Below are 19,452 nucleotides of genomic sequence, written 5' to 3'. Positions count from 1 at the left end.
TAAACTTTGTCAAAACCATTAAAGATAATTTTTGCCGGTACTCCCGATTTTGCGGCTAAACATTTACAAGCATTAATTGATTCAGAGCACGAGGTTGTTGCTGTTTATTCACCTCAGGATAAGCCTGCAGGGCGCGGTAAAAAGCTCACAGCTTGTGCTGTTAAGCAATTAGCACTTGAGCACAATTTACCAATAGAACAACCTATTAACTTTAAAGGCGAAGCAGAGCAACAACAGCTCGCAAGTTACAACGCCGATGTCATGGTTGTTGTTGCATATGGCTTATTACTACCAAAAGTAATTTTAGATACCCCTCGTTTAGGTTGTGTAAACGTGCACGGCTCTTTATTACCTAAATGGCGCGGCGCAGCACCAATCCAACGTTCATTAGAAGCTGGTGATAGCGAAACAGGCGTTACCATTATGCAAATGGATATAGGCTTAGATACTGGCGATATGCTATTAAAAGCAAGTTGTCCTATTACTAGCACCGACACAAGCGCTACCTTATATGAAAAGTTAGCGCTTCTTGGCCCTAAGGCTTTACTTGAGACGATGCAAGATATGGCTAGTGGTAGTTATCATGCAGAACCTCAAAATAATGATTTAGCTAATTACGCGCACAAGTTAACCAAAGAAGAAGCTGAACTGGATTGGCAATTATCAGCAGAAGTTTTGCATAGAAAAATTAGAGCCTACCAACCTTGGCCTTTCGCGCAAATACTTTATAAAGATAGCTCTGCTAAAGAGCATCGCATTAAAGTTTGGAATGCCGAAGTAATAGCAGATAGCTCCAATAAAGCTCCGGGGACTATTTTAGCCGTGGATAAATCAGGCATAGTGGTTGCGACAACAGATGGCTGTTTAAAGTTAACTTGTTTACAACTGCCGGGTAAAAAAGCATTAGCTGTGCAAGATATTCTTAATGGCCGAGCTGATTGGTTTGTTGTCGGTAATAGCATTAATGGTACCAACTCTAATGGCGTAAACATTAATGAGTAAAAATATCAGAGCCCTTGCCGCCCGCTGTTTATATGCAGTTGTTGATCAAGGTCGCTCATTAAATGATGAATTGCCAAAGCAACAATTGTTAGTAGATTCGCCAAAAGACAAAGGCTTATTGCAAGAGCTTTGTTATGGCGTACTTAGATATTTACCAGAGCTAGAGCTTCAAGTAAGGCGCTTTGTTAATAAACCTCTTACTGGCAAACAACGCGTATTTCACTTTTTAATGATTGTTGGTATTTATCAAATTAAATATACACGTATTCCTGATCATGCCGCTGTTGCAGAAACTGTTGCGGCAACCGCCATTTTAAAAAACAAGCATCTAAAAGGTTTGGTCAATGCGGTGTTACGTAGTTATCAGCGCGAACCTGAACTAGATGAGACTCTGCCTGATGCAGTTAAATATAATCATCCGGGTTGGTTTATTAAGAAAATTCAAGCAGGTTATCCTGATTCATGGCAACAAATTTTAGAGCAAAATCAACAACGCCCTCCTATGTGGCTTAGGGTTAATCAAAGTAAAAAATCTGTCACTGATTATTTAACTTTACTGAGCGAGCAAGAAATTGAAGTTGTGCAAGTTGCGCCACTAAGCCAAGCCATTTTATTAGCAAGTCCTGTTGATGTACAAAAACTACCAGGTTTTAGCGATGGTTGGGTATCGGTACAAGATGGTGCTGCACAAATGGCTGCCCCACTTTTGCAAGCGCAAGCTAATGATAATGTATTAGATTGCTGCGCCGCGCCTGGTGGTAAAACGTGTCATATTTTAGAATTAACACCAAATCTAGGTTCCATGACTGCTATCGATATTGAAGCACAACGCTTGGTTCGTGTAGAAGAAAACTTAGCTCGATTAGGCTTACAAGCTAATGTTATTGCCGCAGATGCAGTAAATACTGAGCAATGGTTTAATGGCCAACACTTCGATCGAATATTATTAGACGCACCTTGCTCTGGTACCGGTGTTATCCGTAAAAATCCTGATATTAAGTGGTTAAGACGAGCTTCAGATATTGATAGTTTAGTAGTGTTACAGCAGCAAATATTAAAATCAATTTGGGCACTGTTAAAACCAGGTGGCACCATGATTTATGCAACCTGCTCTATACTTCCAGAAGAAAATACGGAACAGGTAAAACGCTTTGTAGAAAACAATGCAGATGCGCATTTAGAAGATCTAGCAATAGTTGATAATTGCAAAGATTGGCAAATATTACCGGGGGAAAACTCGATGGATGGTTTTTATTATGCCAAACTAACTAAAAAAGCAGTACACTGATTTTATAAACTAAAAATAAAAAGCTAAACAAATGAAAATCATCATTCTCGGCGCAGGACAAGTTGGCGGCACACTAGCAGAAAACCTAGTTGGTGAGCAAAATGAAATCACTTTAGTTGATACCGACTCTGAACGACTGCGCGAGTTACAAGACAAAATGGACTTACAAGTGGTTACTGGCAACGGTAGTCATCCTGATGTACTTGCCAAATCGGGTGCTGAAGATGCCGACATGCTAATAGCGGTTACCAGTGATGATGCAACCAACATGATTGCTTGCCAAGTGGCATACACCATGTACAACACCGAAACCAAAATTGCCCGCATTCGTTCAGAACAAATTATCAAATTTAAAGATCAGTTATTTCACCCGCAAGAGATCCCTGTTGACCATATTATTGCTCCAGAGCAGCTAGTAACCCGCGATATAGCTCGTTTAATTGATTATCCTGGTGCTTTACAAGTTCGAGAGTTTGCTGATGGCAAAGTAAGTTTAGTGGCGATTAAAGCCTACTACGGTGGTTTACTTGTTGGTCATGCACTCTCTACTTTGCGTGAACATATTCCTAATATTGATACCCGAGTAGCGGCAATTTATCGTAAAGGTAAACCTATTCGTCCACTTGGTACAACCATAATTGAAGCTGATGATGAGGTTTTCTTTATTGCTGCTACTAGACATATCCGCGCCGTAATGAGTGAGCTGCAAAAATTAGAACCAGCTTACAAGCGTATTATGATTGCCGGCGGAGGTCATATAGGTGCTGGTTTAGCAAGGATATTAGAAAAGAATCACCAAGTTAAAATAATTGAGCGCAACCCTGAGCGTGCAGAATTATTGTCTAATGAATTAAATAATAGCTTAGTATTTGTTGGGGACTCTTCAGATACAGAATTACTTAAAGAAGAGCATATAGATCAAATTGATGTATTTTTAGCGGTAACCAACGATGATGAAGCTAATATCATGTCGGCTATGCTTGCGAAAAAGCTGAAAGCGAGAAAGACCATTGCTTTGATCCAGCGAACAGCTTATTTAGATCTTGTTGGTTCAAATTTAGATATTGCCGTATCACCGCAGCAAGCGACAATTTCAGCCTTGCTTTCACATGTACGTAAAGGTGGTATTGTAAATGCTTATAGCTTGCGTAGAGGTGCAGCTGAAGCGGTTGAGACCATAGCTCATGGTGATGAACAATCATCTAAGGTAGTAGGTAAAGAAATCCAAGAGATTAAGCTACCACCAGGAACAACCATTGGCGCAATTGTCCGCGGTGAAGAAGTATTGATAGCCCATTCAACCACAATTATAAAAACCGATGACCACGTAATTTTATTCTTAGTCGACAAAAAATATATTCACCAAGTTGAAAAGCTCTTTGCGGTAAGTGCTATTTTCTTCTAATTTTTCAAATTAAGCTCAAAACAATGGCGACCTAGGTCGCCTTTTTTATATCGACTTCAACAGCAACCAAGAGATCCCCAATCAAGTTGAGGATACGTATTATTCTAGGCCAACGAGTTGCGCATTAATTTATAAATCCCCAATCAAGTTGGGGATACGTATTATTCTAAGCCAACGAGTTGCGCAGATCAGAGATCCCCAATCAAGTTGAGGATACGCATTTATCTAAACCAACAAGTTGGTAAGATAAATTGCTAATTACTAATCGCGCCAGAATGATGGCATAAATAAGACTAACAAGGTGAATATTTCTAAACGCCCAAACAGCATGGCAACCACTAACACCCACTTACTAAAGTCATTAATACTTGAAAAGTTAGCTGCAACCTCGCCTAAACCTGGACCTAAATTATTTAAACAAGCAGCAACCGCTGTAAACGCGGTAATATCATCAATACCTGTCGCCATAAGCAAAACCATACAGATAATAAATATCGCGGCATAGGCAGAGAAGAAGCCCCAAATAGCATCAACAACTTTATCAGGAAGTCCCTTACGACCGAGCTTAATGGTGATAATAGCTTTAGGGTGAATAAGTCGACTTAATTCTCTGACCCCTTGAAGGTAAAGTAAAACTACGCGCATCACTTTCATGCCACCGCCGGTACTACCAGCACAACCGCCAATAAAACTGGCAAAAATTAATAACAATGGCAACATCGCCGGCCAAGCTGAAAAGTCAGTTGTGGCAAATCCTGCAGTGGTACTTATTGATACCGCTTGAAACAGTGCATCATCTAGCGCTTTTTCATAATTAGTTTCATAGCCATAGGCTATAAGCCCTAAAAAACATACCAAGGTTATGATCAGTTGGATTGAGATAAAGACTTTAAATTCAGGGTCATAGAAATAAGTTCGAATTGACCTTGTTGGACTTTTAGTATTCGACAATGATGACCACGCGGAAAAATGCAAAGCAAAGTTAACGCCGGCAATGATCAAAAATACGACACAAATAAAATTAATTAATGGACTGTCAAAATACCCCATTGAGGCATCATGAGTAGAAAAACCACCAATAGCTATGGTAGAGAATGAATGCGAAACCGCATCAAAAAAGGTCATACCCGCCAGCCAATAAGATAGTGCACAAGCAACGGTTAATGAAAAATAGATCATCCATAAGTTTTTAGCGGTATCAGCTATTCGCGGAGTCATTTTCGAATCTTTTACCGGACCAGGAGTTTCTGCACGATATAACTGCATGCCACCAACACCAAGCATTGGCAAAATAGCTACAGCAAGTACGATGATACCCATACCACCAATCCACTGAAGTTGCTGACGGTAGAACAATACAGCATGAGGTAAGCCTTCAATTTGGGTTAGTATTGTTGCGCCTGTGGTGGTTAAACCTGAAAATGATTCAAAGAATGCATCAGTGATAGATAGATTTGGACTTTCGGTCAGCATAAAAGGGACAGCAGAGAAACTAGCTAATACTGTCCAGAAAAGTACTACGATAAGGAAACCTTCGCGGGCTCTAAGATCACCTTTATGGTAGCGATTAGGATACCAAGATAAAAAGCCGGAAGCTAAACACAAGATTAATCCCATAATAAATGCCAAACCACCACCATCACCATAGATATAGGAGATAGCAATAGGAGGCAGCATGGTAACACTGAGTAAAGCGACCAATAAGCCTAAGATGCGAATTATATTACGGTACTGCATTATATATTTTAGTTATTTTTAGGTGTGCAATGAATAAGTTATAGCATAACCTGATTTAAAACCAAGTTATAGCTATTCCTTATTGTTATTAGTCTTAGGAGAAACTTGCCCACCGGTGATTTCAATTATACGCTGACAAAAGTCTGTAATGACAGGAATAGGCAACTCTATTAACAGTTGTACTTGCTCACCATAAGTTTGCTCAACCACTTTGCCATTAAACTGCTCAGCGTAGTGTTCAATATCTTTTATCTGATGATACTCACAGCTAAGGTGTACTTGCTCGGTTGGCGTTTTTAACTGTGTGGGTAGTTCGAGTAAAGCTTGTCTTACGCTATTACCGTAAGCGCGTTGCAAACCGCCAGTCCCCAATTTAACGCCGCCAAAATAACGAGTAACTACTGCACATAATTCACCTATTTGGCTCCCCTGTAGCATCGCAAGCATAGGTCGTCCAGCGGTGCCACTTGGCTCACCATCATCACTAAAGCCATAGCTTTGACTATCATCTGGTCGACTAGAAACAAACGCATAGCAATGATGGGATGCGTCAGGATATTGTAATCTTATTTGCTCTATAAAAGCCTTAACTGCCGTATTATCTGAGCAATGTTTGATAGCGCAAATAAAACGGCTACGATTAACAATAGTTTCGACTTCTATTTCATCTGTTGGGATCAAATAAGGCGTCGCGTTGACAAAGTCTTTCATAAATAAAATTAACGAACTTAATCGAGTTTAAAATCTCGAGTCATATTTTCAAGACGATCATGATGAACAATAATATTATCCTCAATGCGGATACCACCAAATGCTCTTAAACTATCAACTTTTGGCCAATTAATATATTGACTGTGCTCAGACTTAGCAAGATCAGATAAAAACTGCTCAATAAAATAAAGACCTGGCTCGATAGTGAACACTTGCTTACTCTCTATGCCGCGGGTTGTTCTTAAGAATGGATGAGCACTCGGTGCATCAATAGTTTCACCTTGTTCATTTGCCATAAAGCCACCCATATCATGCACTTGTAAGCCTAAGTGATGGCCTAAACCATGCGGGTAAAAATGGGCCGTAATACCTTGCTCTACCATAGCTTCTGCTGACATATTTACTAAGTTAAAGCGTTTTAAAATATCAGCTAATTGATAGTGATTGGCAATGTGTAAATCAACATAACTAGTATTAGGCTTAAGGCTTTTTCCAAGTTCAAGTTGCATTGCATTAACAGCGATTATTAACTCAGCAAATTCGTCATTATTAAACGAATACGTTCTGGTGATATCGGCTGCATAACCATTAAAACTAGCGCCAGCATCAATTAAGAATGAACGATGCGTACTTGGGGCCTTCTGCTCTAGAGCGGTGTAATGCAAAATCGCAGCGTTTTCATTAAGAGCAACAATATTACCGTACGGCATTTCATTTTCACTCTGACCAACGGCACTTAGGTAAGCTAACTGAATTTCAAACTCACTGGCTTTATTGTAAAACGCATTTTTAGCTGCAACATGACCTAATACCGCCAAACGATTTGCCTCTCGCATACATACTAATTCATAATCCGTTTTATAAGCGCGGTGGTAATGAAAATAATTTAATACATTGTCTGGATTAACCAGATTAAAACCATAATTAACCGCCACATCGCTATGCGCACCAATATATGCACTTTTTGATTTATCACTAGGTAAAATACTTTCTATTTCTGCGGGATTAGCCATTAACTTAATATCAAAAAAGCTAGTCCAATAGTCATCACTTAACTTAGTCACTTTGTGCCAAAAATCTAACGGCTGATAAAAGGCTAAAACCGGTTTATCACGGCCATTAATGATTAACCAACAGTTTGGCGTATCAACAATAGGTAACCAAGCCTTAAAGTGCGGGTTAGTTTTAAATGGGTAATACATATCATCAAGGAAAATTTTGCTGGTTTGGCCGGAATGGATTACCAAAGTTTCAATGTTTTCTCTATCGAGTATGGTTGCACTACGTTGCTGTAGTTCAGTGATGTGTGCTGGATAGTGAGTAGCTAATTGTTTCATAGTTGTCTTGTATGTATTAAATACCAATTTAATAATTAATTTCCCACTCAGTGAGTATAAATTTAATTAAATAGGTATAAGGTAAATAAAATTGTGTAGATAATAGCAATTTAATAGCACAAAAGGTATTGGCTTAATCAATCTGTAATTGTATTAATGTTTTAAACGGCGAAGCCCGTTGCCCTATTTTTTGCTGATAAATTTCAGTATAGGCAAGCACGCTTTTAACGTACTCTCTGGTTTCTTTATAAGGTATGGTTTCAATCCAAGCATCGGCCGCTAAGTTAGGCTCAGCTTTTAACCAACGCTCTACTTTGCCAGGCCCAGCATTATATGCTGCTGTAGCAAGGACAATATTATTATCAAACTTATCCATGAGATAACTTAAGTAGTTTATACCCAATTTAACATTGGTATCTACGTCTAAGATCTGCCATCTGTTTAATTTAGTTTTATTGATATAACCTGCTGTAATTGGTTTTACTTGCATAATGCCTAATGCGCCAACCGAAGAGCTTGCATCACTCATAAATAGGCTTTCTTTGCGAGCGATAGCGTATGCCCAAGCAACATTAATACTATATTGCTTAGCAAATTGTGAGAATTGGTCGTTATAAGGCATAGGGAAACGTATATCCATATCGTTAATTGCTCCTATTTGCGACAGAGTGTAAATACCTCTATCAAACCAGCCTTGTTGATAAGCAAGTTTAGCAGCAATCAAGCTTTCTTCTGTTGTTAATTGCGACATCCAATAATTCCATTCACGCCTTGCTGCAGTTAACCGGTTTAATTTGTATAGCTCTAAAGCTCGTTGCCATGCGCTATGTTTTAATAAATCTTGCTTTTGCTCATCAGTAAAAACCAACGCTTGATGATTAATTACTGCTTCATCCCCTATTCTTGCCGCTGCTAAGAACCCGTAGTAACTTCGTTGTTTCGCTAACTCCTGATAAATTTTCAAAGCTTCACTACTTTTATTTGTTAACTGCAAAGTACGAGCATACCAATATTGCCACTGTCTGGTTTGTTGCAGTTTAGCATTAAGTAATTGATATTGATTTTTAACCCCTTGGTAATTAACATTTCTTAGCTCCCTAGCCATGCGCCATTGCATTGCTCCACTATGAATAAGATCTTCATCTAATGCGTTATACCAAGACTGTGCTTTTTCATTATCAGAGCGTGATATTGCAGTAATAAGTGGCTTTAACACCAATTCTTGTTGCAAAGGGCTAAATCTTCCTTGTTGTTTTGCTTGTTGATAAACGTCTAGCGCCAACAACTCATCCTGCCAAGTTAAACGATTTATGCCGTCAATAATGATGCGCGTTTCTTGTTTACTGCCTCGCTTAAATTTATCTAAATGTTGAACTAACTTAGGTTTGGCTTTTATCTCTTTCCATAATTTAACCAAGTATTGCTCTTCCTTAGGAAGTTGCTTTAACAAATACTTCACTAAGATGTATTGGCGTTTTTTTTGCGCTAACATTACCCGCTGCCAAATTAACTCGTTACTTTGATAGCCATGCTTTTGCCATAGTTTAAATAGGCCATCGCATTCTTTAGGCTGTGACTCCCCTACCAACCAAAGCTTAGTTACTTGCGGTAAAACCTCTTCTAGAGCTATTCCTTGGTCAAGTTGGTATTGATGATAAAGACAGGTATATTTACTGTTCATCGGCGCTTTAAAATATTGCAGATAACGAGATTTATATTTATATCGAGATAAATGACTTAGCCACTTCCTACGTAATGGCCCATCTAATGGAGTACCTTGATACTTATCTAAAAAGTCACTAATTTTACTTTCATTTTTTAAGGCAAAATTTTTCATTAGCTGTGATTGCTCAAAATAAGGCAGTAAAGGATAACCCTCAAGATCGTCTAGCGTTTGTTGATATGAACTCCAATTTACGTTCCACTTACCTAACTCGGCTTTCAAGTAACGAGCACGTAAGTCATCAATTGATATACTTGGTTTATCTACTTCCTTAAGCACACTTTTTGCTTGTGCAAGCGTCATATTGGTAGCCACAATAGTGGCCATTAATATCAAAACAATTTGTGTTAGTTGTTTTACTAACATGAGCTACGCTTACCTTATCTAAAAATTTTTTCTTGTTTAATGGTATAAGAAAACTTTAAAATGTCTGTTACGAATTGGTATCACCAATACATTACTTATTTAAAGATAGACCTAAATGACTGAAAATATATTTACATCGACCAATCACACGCTTGATGCTGTTGGACTACGTTGCCCTGAGCCGGTGATGATGGTGCGCATGAATATCAGAAAAATTGCTGTTGGTGAAACTTTATTAGTTATTGCCGATGACCCATCAACCAGTCGTGACTTACCAAGTTTTTGTGAATTTATGGAGCATGAGTTAGTTGCTAAACAAGTTGACACTATGCCCTACCAATACGTTATTAAGAAGTGCTAAAACTAGAAACTAGAAACTAGAAACTAGAAACTAGAAACTAGAATAGTTTAGACATAAAAAAAGACGCGTAAAGCGTCTTTTTTATTCAGGGATGAATACACTTAGAATTACCATGGACGGTGCAAATTCTGTTATCCATATTATTTATTAACTACTGTAGCAACGAGATATCTGCAACATTAAAGAAACTCGCTCGTAATTCACTTAATAATGTTAGGCGGTTGGTTTTAACAGCTTCATCATCAGCCATTACCATAACATTATCAAAGAAAGCATCTATAGGCTCTCTTAAGCTAGCTAATTTAGTTAATGCTTGTTGATACTCTTTATTAGCGAATAATGGGCTTAATTCAGCTTTTAGAGCGCTATAAGCATCAGCTAATGCAACTTCTTGTGCTTCACTTGCAAGTTCAACTTTAAATTCGCTGTAAAGTTCACCATCAAATTTAGCTAAAATATTACCAACACGTTTATTAGCTGCAGCTAATGCTTGTGCTTCATCTAAACTTCTAAAGAAAGTTACCGCTTGTACACGTTGATCAAAGTCTAACGGTGCAGTTGGCTTCTTAGCAAGAACCGCTTGGATAACATCAACGTTAATACCTTGTTCTTGATAATATGCACGGAAACGACCCATGATAAAATCAATAACATCAGCAGCTGTATTGTCATTAACCAATTTATCACCATAAGAGGCAATACTTACTTCAAGTAAGTCAGCAATATCTAATAGCAGTTGTTTTTCAATAATAATACGAATTAAACCAATTGCAGCACGACGAAGTGCAAACGGGTCTTTATCACCTTTTGGCGCTTGGTTAATACCAAAGATCCCCACTAAAGTGTCGACCTTATCACTAATCGCAACAGCTGAACCTATAACACCTTCAGGTAATGCATCACCAGCAAAACGTGGACGGTATTGATCTTCTAAAGCTTGTGCAACAGCTTCAACTTCGCCATCATTTTGTGCGTAGTATTTACCCATCGTACCTTGTACTTGTGGGAATTCTAAAACCATGTCGCTCATTAAATCTGTTTTACTTAATAAACCTGCTCGGTAGGCATTATCAGCATTTTCATTTAATGAAGTAGCCACATGCTTACTTAGGTCGGCGATACGCATTGACTTATCTTTTAAAGTACCAAGTTGTTTTTGGAACAATACATTTTCAAGGCTAGCTAATCGGCTTTCTAAACTTTGCTTCTTATCAGTAGTAAAGAAGAACTCAGCATCCGCTAAACGTGGACGAATAACTTTTTCATTACCACGAATAACTTCTTCTGGTTGTTTCGACTCGATATTAGTCACAAAAATAAACTTAGCTAATAGCTCGCCATTATTACCTTCTACAGGGAAGTATTTTTGGTGATCTTTCATCGAATAAATTAATGGTTCAGCTGGAACTTGTAAGAAATCATCATCAAAGCTACCTACTAATACTGACGGCCACTCGTTAATTGAAGTTACTTCATCAACCAACTCATCATCTAATAGTGCTTTCGCGTCTAAAGCGCTAGCTGCTGCATTTACTTCAGTAACTATCTTATTGCGACGAGTTTCGTAGTCAGCAATAACATAAGCTTGTTCAAGTGTCGCTTCATATTCATCAGCATGAGCAAGAGTAATATTACCTTGGTAGTGGAAACGATGACCTTGTAATTGATCCGCCGATTTAATACCTAATACTTCACCAGCAATTAATTCATTGCCAAACATCATAGTTAAGGTATGAACCGGACGAATAAATTGAATACGACTGCTACCCCAACGCATAGGTTTTGGAATAGGAAGTTTAGTTACTGCTGTTTGTACGATTGACTCAACAATATCGGTAACTGACTTACCTTGTTGTACCGCTTTGTGTAATAACCATTCGCCTTTATCTGTTACTAAACGTTCAGCTTGCTCAACAGTGATTCCATTTGAACGAGCCCAACCTTGTGCAGCTTTTGTTGGATTACCATCAGCATCAAAAGCAACGTTGGCCGCTGGGCCTCGCTTTTCAACAACTTTATCGGCTTGCTGTGCTTCAAGCTCTTTAACCATAACGGCTAAACGACGCGGCGTAGCAAACCACTTAGCTTCAGTATAATTTAAAGATGCTGCATCTAGCTGGCCAACAATAGAGTCATAAAAAGCAGTAGCTAATTTTTTTAATGCTTTTGGTGGTAATTCTTCAGTACCTAATTCTATAAGAAGAGTATTAGTATTCATTATTTACTCTCCGTTTCTTGGTCGCGACATAAAGGGAAACCTAATTTTTCACGAGCTGCGTAAAATGCTTCAGCACAAGCCTTTGCTAAAGTACGCACTCTTAATATATAACGTTGACGTTCGGTAACTGAGATAGCATGACGTGCATCTAATAAGTTAAATGCGTGTGATGCTTTCATTACTTGCTCATAAGCAGGTAAAGCTAAACCTAATTCGATTAACTTAGCGCTTTCGGCTTCACAAACATCAAACTGAGTAAATAACGCTTCAACATTTGCATGTTCAAAGTTGTATGCAGATTGCTCTACTTCGTTTTGATGGAATACATCACGGTAATATACTTTACCTAACGGACCATCTGCCCAAACTAAGTCATAAATGCTATCTACATTTTGGATATACATAGCTAAACGTTCTAGACCATAAGTGATCTCACCTGTTACTGGTGCGCACTCTAAACCACCAACTTGTTGGAAGTAAGTAAACTGTGTAACTTCCATACCATTTAACCAGATTTCCCATCCTAAGCCCCAAGCGCCAAGTGTTGGTGATTCCCAGTTATCTTCTACAAAGCGAATATCGTGTACTAGTGGATCTATGCCTATTTCTTTTAATGAATTTAAGTACAAATCTTGAATGTTTTTAGGTGATGGTTTTAGAACTACTTGGAATTGGTAGTAGTGCTGTAAACGGTTAGGGTTTTCACCATAGCGGCCATCGGTTGGGCGACGACATGGTTGTACATAAGCACTGCTCATTGGCTCTGGGCCAATAGAACGTAGGAATGTCATCGGGTGGAATGTACCAGCGCCAACTTCTAAATCAAGAGGTTGAACTATGACACAACCTTGTTGTGCCCAATACTCTTGTAGCTTAAGAATAAGCCCTTGGAATGTTTTGATATCAAATGTGCTCATGAATACCGTTTACTGTTTCAAAAAAAATTGCCGTAATTATACCTACTGCATACTTATTCGACTAGTGCTTTTATTCGAAAGCTTTATTTATAGCTTATTAGGGTTAATTATTAACAAAAACCTAACCATTGTTTATGCCCTAGTTTAGCCGGTTATATGTTTTCTATATTGTTAAACAAAAAAAGCCCGGATTTTGATGTCCGGACTTCGTTATTGTTTTAGTTGTTTGAATCTAAGTTATTGATTACTTAACTAAACATCTAAGTTGGCAACGTTTAACGCGTTTTCTTCAATGAAGTTACGGCGTGGTTCAACGTGATCACCCATTAAGGTAGTAAATAACTGATCAGCACCAATCGCATCTTCAATAGTAACTTGTAGCATACGACGCGATTCAGGGTCCATTGTAGTTTCCCACAACTGTTCTGGGTTCATCTCACCCAGTCCTTTATAGCGTTGGATGTATTGGCCACGTTCTGATTCTTTAAGTAACCATTCACGTGCTTCTACAAATGACTTAACTGGCTTGATTTTTTCACCACGTTTAACATAAGCCCCTTCTTCCATTAAACCGTTAATAGATTTATTAAGATCCATTATTGTTTTAAATTCTGGAGAAGTAATAAACTCATAACTTAGTTTATAACTGGTGTCGTTACCGTGTAAGCGTACTGTAATATTTGGATAGTAAATACTACGCTCAGAATCAAATTCTGTTGTTGCAGAATATAAAGCACTCTTATCACCAGAGTCTTCTAAACGAATAATAAACTCTTCAGTCCACTGTTCAACTTTAGCTTGATCTTTAAAGTCGTCAGCTGTCATTACAGGAGCATATACTAAGTCATTTAAAATACCTTCTGGTATCTGACGAGATACGCGACTAATAACAGCTCGGGTATCACGGTACTGATTAAACAAGTTCTCTAAAGCAACACCAGATAAAGCTGGAGCTTCTTCATTCACATGGATAGAAGCATTATCTAACGCTAATGTTGTGAAGTATGCTTCTTTTTGTTCATCATCTTTCAAGTATCTTTCTTGCTTACCTTTCTTAACTTTATAAAGTGGTGGTTGAGCAATATAGATGTAACCTCGTTCAATGATTTCTGGCATTTGACGATAAAAGAAAGTTAACAATAGCGTACGGATATGAGAACCATCGACATCGGCATCGGTCATGATTACGATTGAATGGTAGCGCATTTTCTCTGGGTCATATTCATCACGTCCAATACCACAACCTAATGCAGTAATTAGAGTGCCAACTTCCTGAGAAGAAATCATTTTATCAAAACGTGCTTTTTCTACGTTTAAGATTTTACCTTTTAAAGGCAATATTGCTTGGTTTTTACGATTACGCCCCTGCTTGGCTGATCCGCCAGCAGAGTCCCCTTCCACAATATATAGTTCAGATAGTGCAGGGTCTTTTTCCTGACAATCTGCAAGTTTACCAGGTAAACCGGCAATATCTAATGCACCTTTACGGCGAGTCATTTCACGAGCTTTACGAGCAGCTTCACGAGCACGAGCAGCATCAATTATCTTCATGATAATTGTCTTAGCAATAGTCGGGTTTTCAAGTAAGTATTCACCTAGCTTTTCACCCATTGCTTGTTCAACAGCTGTTTTAACTTCTGAAGAAACTAACTTATCTTTTGTTTGTGAAGAGAACTTAGGGTCAGGTACTTTAACAGAAATTACAGCTGTTAAACCTTCACGAGCATCATCACCACTCGCGTTAGTTTCAACGCCACCCTTACCTTTCTTATTTAAACCTTCTTTGGTTGTATAAGAATTAAGAGTACGCGTTAGTGCAGTTCTAAAACCACTTAAGTGAGTACCACCATCACGCTGAGGAATGTTGTTAGTAAAACAATGGATATTTTCTTGGAAACCATCATTCCACTGCATTGCTACTTCAACAATAATTCCATCTTCACGCTCTAAATCAAAGTAAAATACTTCACTATTTACAGGTGTTTTATTGGTATTTAAATATTCTACGAATGCTTGAATACCACCTTCATAGAAGAAGTGATCTTCACGGCCATCACGCTCATCTTTTAATCTGATTGAAACACCAGAGTTCAAGAATGATAATTCACGAATTCGTTTTGCTAAGATATCGTAGTGGAAAATGGTATCAGAGAAAGTTTCAGCACTTGGCCAAAAGCGTACTTGTGTACCTGTTTTTTCTGTTTCGCCAATCACTTTCAGAGGAGCAAGTGAATCACCCATTGAGTATGACTGCTCATGTACCTGGCCAGCACGACGAATAGTTAATTCAAGTTTAGAACTTAAGGCGTTAACTACTGAGATACCAACCCCATGAAGACCACCTGATACTTTATACCCTGAATCTTCACCACCAAACTTACCACCAGCATGCAGAACCGTCATGATAACTTCAGCTGCAGAGATACCCTCTTCCGGGTGAATGTCGGTAGGAATACCACGACCATCATCTTTTACTGAAACAGAGTTATCGCTATGAATGGTTACATGGATATCTGAACAATGACCAGCTAAAGCTTCATCAATAGAGTTATCTAAAACCTCAAATACCATGTGATGTAAACCTGTGCCATCATCCGTATCACCGATGTACATACCAGGTCGTTTACGTACTGCATCTAAGCCTTTTAAAACTTTGATACTAGCCGAATCGTAACTATTTTCTGTCATTATTATTGCCTATTGTTATACCAACAGTGTTTAAGGATTAACTCTTAATTTACTCTGGTACTTTATTTTCATCAACTAAAGTAATAAATAATTTTTATTACCTTAGTTAACAGTTCTAAATTTTATTCATCTTTCGATGTAATCACACCATGTTCCACGTGAAACATCTTATAATCTTTTGTGTTTGGCATTATAGGTGCTAACGCTATTTCATCGATTGCAGTTATAAATAACTGGCAGTTAATGTTAGAAATGGCATTTGCTAATGCTTGTCTAGAGCTTTCATCTAGCTCTGCTCCTATATCATCCACAAGGATAATTGGAGCTACATTTTGGCTTTTAAAAATCAAATTAGATTGCGCTATAGTCAGGGCAATTAAAAATAATTTTTGTTGGCCGCGAGAAAGAATTTGTTCAATATTTAGTTTGTTAAAATTAAACTTAACATCAAATTTATGAGCACCAAACATGCTGTGACCATAAATTCTTTCACGCTCAGAATTTTCCATCAATACTTGGCTAAGTTGTTTTTTATTACTCCAGCCTTGCGAGTAAGATAAATCTATTTTGCTCGCCAATTCAGGTAAAAGAATTTCTAACCAAGTATCTAGCTCGGCACTTAACTCTTTAACATACCCTGCTCTAACCAATGCAATTTGATTTGAAAGTTGACAAAAACTATCATTCCAAAAATCAAATTGCTGACCAAATATTTTATTTTTAAGACACGCATTACGCTGCATTAATACTTTTCGAAAATCTCGCCAGAGATCAGAAAACTGATGTTCCACGTGAAACAATCCTAAATCAATGAACCGACGACGTTCCTTAGGACCTCCAAAAAACAGTTTAAATGTTTCAGGAGTTATAACTTGCACAGCTATATGTTTGGCTAAATCGGAAAGGCGGAATTTACTATCGCCATTAATCTTAATATCAAAATTAGCCTGTTTATCACGTTGAATACCTAACTGATGATTTTGGTCATCTTTAACACTAACCACAAAATGATCAGATTCGGCATTAATTAAGTTTTCAATTTTACTGGTTCGAAAAGACTTACCATGTCCTAAAAAGAAAATACTTTCTAATAAACTACTTTTACCACTACCATTATCACCAACAATAAAATTTAATTTTTCATTAAATTTTACGTTGGCATAATTTAAATTTCTAAAGTTACTCGTTGTTAATGTCTGAATGCTCATCCAACATTAAAGTCGCATTGGCATGATCACATACAATGCTTCACCCGTTTCATTACCTTCAATAACCACACTTGAATTTGCATCAGATAAAGTAAATTTTACCGATTCATCTTTTACAGCATTTAACACATCAAGAATGTAACTTACGTTAAAACCAATTTCTAAACTTTCAAAAGGGAAATCGATTTCTAAATATTCTTCAGCATGTTCCTGCTCAGGGTTATTAGCAGTAATTTTTAATTCATTTGGAGCAAAGTTTAAACGTACCCCTTTGAACTTTTCATTAGAAAGAATTGAAGCACGAGAAAGTACCTGCTTTAACTGTTCTTTATTAGTTGCTAATACCTTATCACCATTACGAGGTAAAACTCGACGGTAGTCAGGGAAGCGACCATCAACTAATTTACTAGTAAATGAAAAGTCAGTATCTACGATACGGATATGATTACTACCAAGTGATATTTGAATTTCCTGGTCAATTGGATCAAGCAAGCGAATTATTTCTAAAATCCCCTTCCTTGGCACAATAACTTGTCTAGCAGGTAAAGTAAGACCGTCATTAACAATTTTACAAATAGCTAAGCGGTGACCGTCAGTAGCAACGGAGCGAATTTCATTATTTTCAGTTTCTATTGACATACCATTAAGGTAATAACGAACATCTTGGTTAGCCATCGAGAAATGAGTGCTTTCAATTAAACGTAGTAGTTGTAGTTTTTGCAAACTAAACTCAACATCGCCCTGCCACTCTTCAATATTTGGAAAATCAGCAGCAGGTAATGTAACTAGGGTATAACGACTTCGACCACAAGCTATATTGATATTGTCATCAACTAATTCAAATTCAATATCAGCATCATCAGGTAAGCTTTTACAAATATCTAAAAGCTTGCGAGCAGGAACAGTAATTCTGCCATCATCACCAAGATTGTTAACTTGCGTGGATGAAATCATTTCAAGCTCTAAATCAGTGGCTGTCATGGTTAGTGATTGCCCACTAACCTCAAGTAAAATATTACCTAGAATAGGTAATGTGCTCTTACGTTCAACAGCACCAGAAACCAATAAAAGTGGTTTTAAAAGTAAATCCCTAGTTAATGAAAATTTCATTCTTTATACCCTGTCTACGATGATAGTGTTCTTATTAGATTTGAATAATCTTCTTTTATATCATGTGTTTCTTCGCGTAAAGCTTTCACCTTACGACACGCATGTAGTACGGTAGTATGATCTCTACCACCAAATGCGTCACCAATCTCAGGTAAACTGTGATTAGTTAATTCTTTAGCTAACGCCATTGCTATTTGTCTTGGACGAGCAACACTACGATTTCGGCGTTTAGATAATAGATCTGCCACTTTTATTTTGTAATATTCGGCAACAGTTCTTTGTATATTGTCGATAGTAACAAGTTTATCTTGTAAAGCCAGTAGATCTCTTAATGCTTCGCGTACAAAATCGATAGTAATAGGACGACCAGTAAAATTAGCATTAGCGATAACTCTATTTAGAGCCCCTTCTAACTCTCGAACATTTGAACGCAAACGCTTAGCTATGAAGAAAGCAACTTCATCAGCAAGATTAATTTTATGTTCTTGTGCTTTACGTTTAAGGATCGCTACACGAGTTTCTAATTCAGGTGGTTCTATTGCAAGCGTAAGACCCCAGCCAAATCGAGATTTTAATCTATCTTCGACACCTGAAATCTCTTTAGGATAACGGTCACTTGTTAGTATTATTTGTTGATTACCTTCTAATAATGCATTGAAGGTATGGAAGAATTCTTCTTGAGTACGCTCTTTATTAGCAAAAAATTGAATATCATCAATAAGCAGAGCGTCAACACTGCGATAATAGTTTTTAAACTTCTCAATCTCATTGTTTTGCAGTGCTCGCACCATATCTTGCACGAAACGCTCAGAGTGCATATAAGCAATTTTAGCTTTAGGATTATTTAATAAAATACCATTACCAACAGCATGTAATAAATGGGTTTTACCTAAGCCTGTGCCACCATATATAAATAAAGGGTTGTAAGCTTGGCCAGGATTGTCAGCAACTTGTGATGCTGCCGCTCGAGCTAATTGGTTAGACTTACCTTCAACAAAATTATCAAAAGTATATTTATTACGTACATTCGCCGGTTTATTAATATTAGGTACGGCTTCTGCCGATTGAGAACTTTTAGTTGCAGCTGGCTTAGCGCTTTCACTAACAGGTTGCGAACTTTCAACTGGTTTACTACCAACATCAAATCGTACTTGTACAGGATTATTCGTATCTTGAAGTTCAACTAGCTGAGTTATTCTACTAACATATTTCTCACGCACCCAATCAAGTACAAATCTATTTGGGGCATAAAGTGTCATGGTATTATTTTGAACAACACATTGCAGTGGTCGGATCCACATACTGAATTGCTGGGCAGGTAATTCTTCTTCAAGAACAGATAAACAACTTTGCCAGAGTGAGTGTTCCACTCAATATTCCC

General features: G+C 37.7%; 14 protein-coding genes. 4 read left to right on the top strand and 10 right to left on the bottom strand.

The features are described 5' to 3' along the window. Positions 1-6 precede the first annotated feature (6 nt). The 3 genes from fmt to trkA are packed head-to-tail and all read left to right on the top strand — an operon-like array spanning position 7 to position 3,695. A complete protein-coding gene (gene fmt / locus FNN08_RS01805) occupies positions 7-1,002 on the top strand; it encodes a methionyl-tRNA formyltransferase (RefSeq protein WP_143582934.1) in 996 nt (331 codons plus the stop codon). Further along, positions 995-2,290, top strand: coding sequence for a 16S rRNA (cytosine(967)-C(5))-methyltransferase RsmB (gene rsmB, locus FNN08_RS01800; RefSeq protein WP_143582933.1), 1,296 nt, complete (start codon positions 995-997; stop codon positions 2,288-2,290). Before fmt ends, rsmB begins: the two co-directional genes overlap by 8 nt. Positions 2,291-2,321: 31 nt before the next feature. Then, positions 2,322-3,695: a Trk system potassium transporter TrkA gene (gene trkA, locus FNN08_RS01795; RefSeq protein ID WP_143582932.1), complete on the top strand. Its 1,374-nt coding sequence runs from the start codon at positions 2,322-2,324 to the stop codon at positions 3,693-3,695. A gap of 261 nt (positions 3,696-3,956) precedes the next feature. On the opposite strand, the gene FNN08_RS01790 is transcribed toward trkA, so the two are convergent. From FNN08_RS01790 to FNN08_RS01775, 4 genes are all read right to left on the bottom strand, one after another. Next, a complete protein-coding gene (locus FNN08_RS01790) occupies positions 3,957-5,432 on the bottom strand; it encodes a TrkH family potassium uptake protein (RefSeq protein ID WP_143582931.1) in 1,476 nt (491 codons plus the stop codon). A gap of 72 nt (positions 5,433-5,504) precedes the next feature. Then, positions 5,505-6,143: a YigZ family protein gene (locus tag FNN08_RS01785; RefSeq protein ID WP_143582930.1), complete on the bottom strand. Its 639-nt coding sequence runs from the start codon at positions 6,141-6,143 to the stop codon at positions 5,505-5,507. Between the two features lie 17 nt (positions 6,144-6,160). Beyond that, the gene (pepQ, locus tag FNN08_RS01780; protein ID WP_143582929.1) at positions 6,161-7,480 is read right to left on the bottom strand and encodes a Xaa-Pro dipeptidase; all 1,320 of its coding nucleotides are present in this window, start codon (positions 7,478-7,480) and stop codon (positions 6,161-6,163) included. 133 nt (positions 7,481-7,613) lie between these two features. Next, the gene (locus tag FNN08_RS01775) at positions 7,614-9,569 is read right to left on the bottom strand and encodes a transglycosylase SLT domain-containing protein (RefSeq protein WP_143582928.1); all 1,956 of its coding nucleotides are present in this window, start codon (positions 9,567-9,569) and stop codon (positions 7,614-7,616) included. Between the two features lie 115 nt (positions 9,570-9,684). Between FNN08_RS01775 and tusA the strand changes: the two genes are divergently transcribed. Next, complete coding sequence (tusA, locus tag FNN08_RS01770; RefSeq protein ID WP_143582927.1) at positions 9,685-9,930, top strand: sulfurtransferase TusA; 246 nt, start codon at positions 9,685-9,687, stop codon at positions 9,928-9,930. Between the two features lie 151 nt (positions 9,931-10,081). Here tusA and glyS read toward each other — a convergent pair whose 3' ends face one another. From glyS to dnaA, 6 genes are all read right to left on the bottom strand, one after another. Next, positions 10,082-12,148 carry a glycine--tRNA ligase subunit beta gene (gene glyS, locus FNN08_RS01765; RefSeq protein ID WP_143582926.1) on the bottom strand — a complete coding sequence of 689 codons (2,067 nt, stop codon included), beginning with the start codon at positions 12,146-12,148 and terminating at the stop codon, positions 10,082-10,084. After that, positions 12,148-13,065 (bottom strand): glycine--tRNA ligase subunit alpha, encoded by a 918-nt coding sequence (gene glyQ, locus FNN08_RS01760; protein WP_143582925.1) that lies wholly within the window; start codon positions 13,063-13,065, stop codon positions 12,148-12,150. The genes glyS and glyQ overlap by 1 nt, the downstream gene beginning before the upstream one ends. 252 nt (positions 13,066-13,317) lie before the next feature. Beyond that, positions 13,318-15,753 carry a DNA topoisomerase (ATP-hydrolyzing) subunit B gene (gene gyrB / locus FNN08_RS01755; RefSeq protein ID WP_221931757.1) on the bottom strand — a complete coding sequence of 812 codons (2,436 nt, stop codon included), beginning with the start codon at positions 15,751-15,753 and terminating at the stop codon, positions 13,318-13,320. Between the two features lie 122 nt (positions 15,754-15,875). Then, a complete protein-coding gene (gene recF, locus FNN08_RS01750; RefSeq protein ID WP_143582923.1) occupies positions 15,876-16,961 on the bottom strand; it encodes a DNA replication/repair protein RecF in 1,086 nt (361 codons plus the stop codon). Between the two features lie 6 nt (positions 16,962-16,967). Further along, positions 16,968-18,071, bottom strand: a complete 1,104-nt coding sequence (gene dnaN / locus FNN08_RS01745; protein ID WP_143582922.1) for a DNA polymerase III subunit beta — start codon at positions 18,069-18,071, stop codon at positions 16,968-16,970. A gap of 14 nt (positions 18,072-18,085) precedes the next feature. Continuing rightward, positions 18,086-19,441, bottom strand: coding sequence for a chromosomal replication initiator protein DnaA (dnaA, locus tag FNN08_RS01740; protein WP_143582921.1), 1,356 nt, complete (start codon positions 19,439-19,441; stop codon positions 18,086-18,088). Positions 19,442-19,452 lie beyond the last annotated feature (11 nt).

Origin of the sequence: Thalassomonas sp. M1454, assembly GCF_007097525.1 — a bacterium.
GTDB lineage: Bacteria > Pseudomonadota > Gammaproteobacteria > Enterobacterales > Alteromonadaceae > Thalassotalea_A.
The sequence above is the reverse complement of the archived record's forward strand: the minus strand, read 5'-3'. Positions and strand labels throughout refer to the sequence as shown.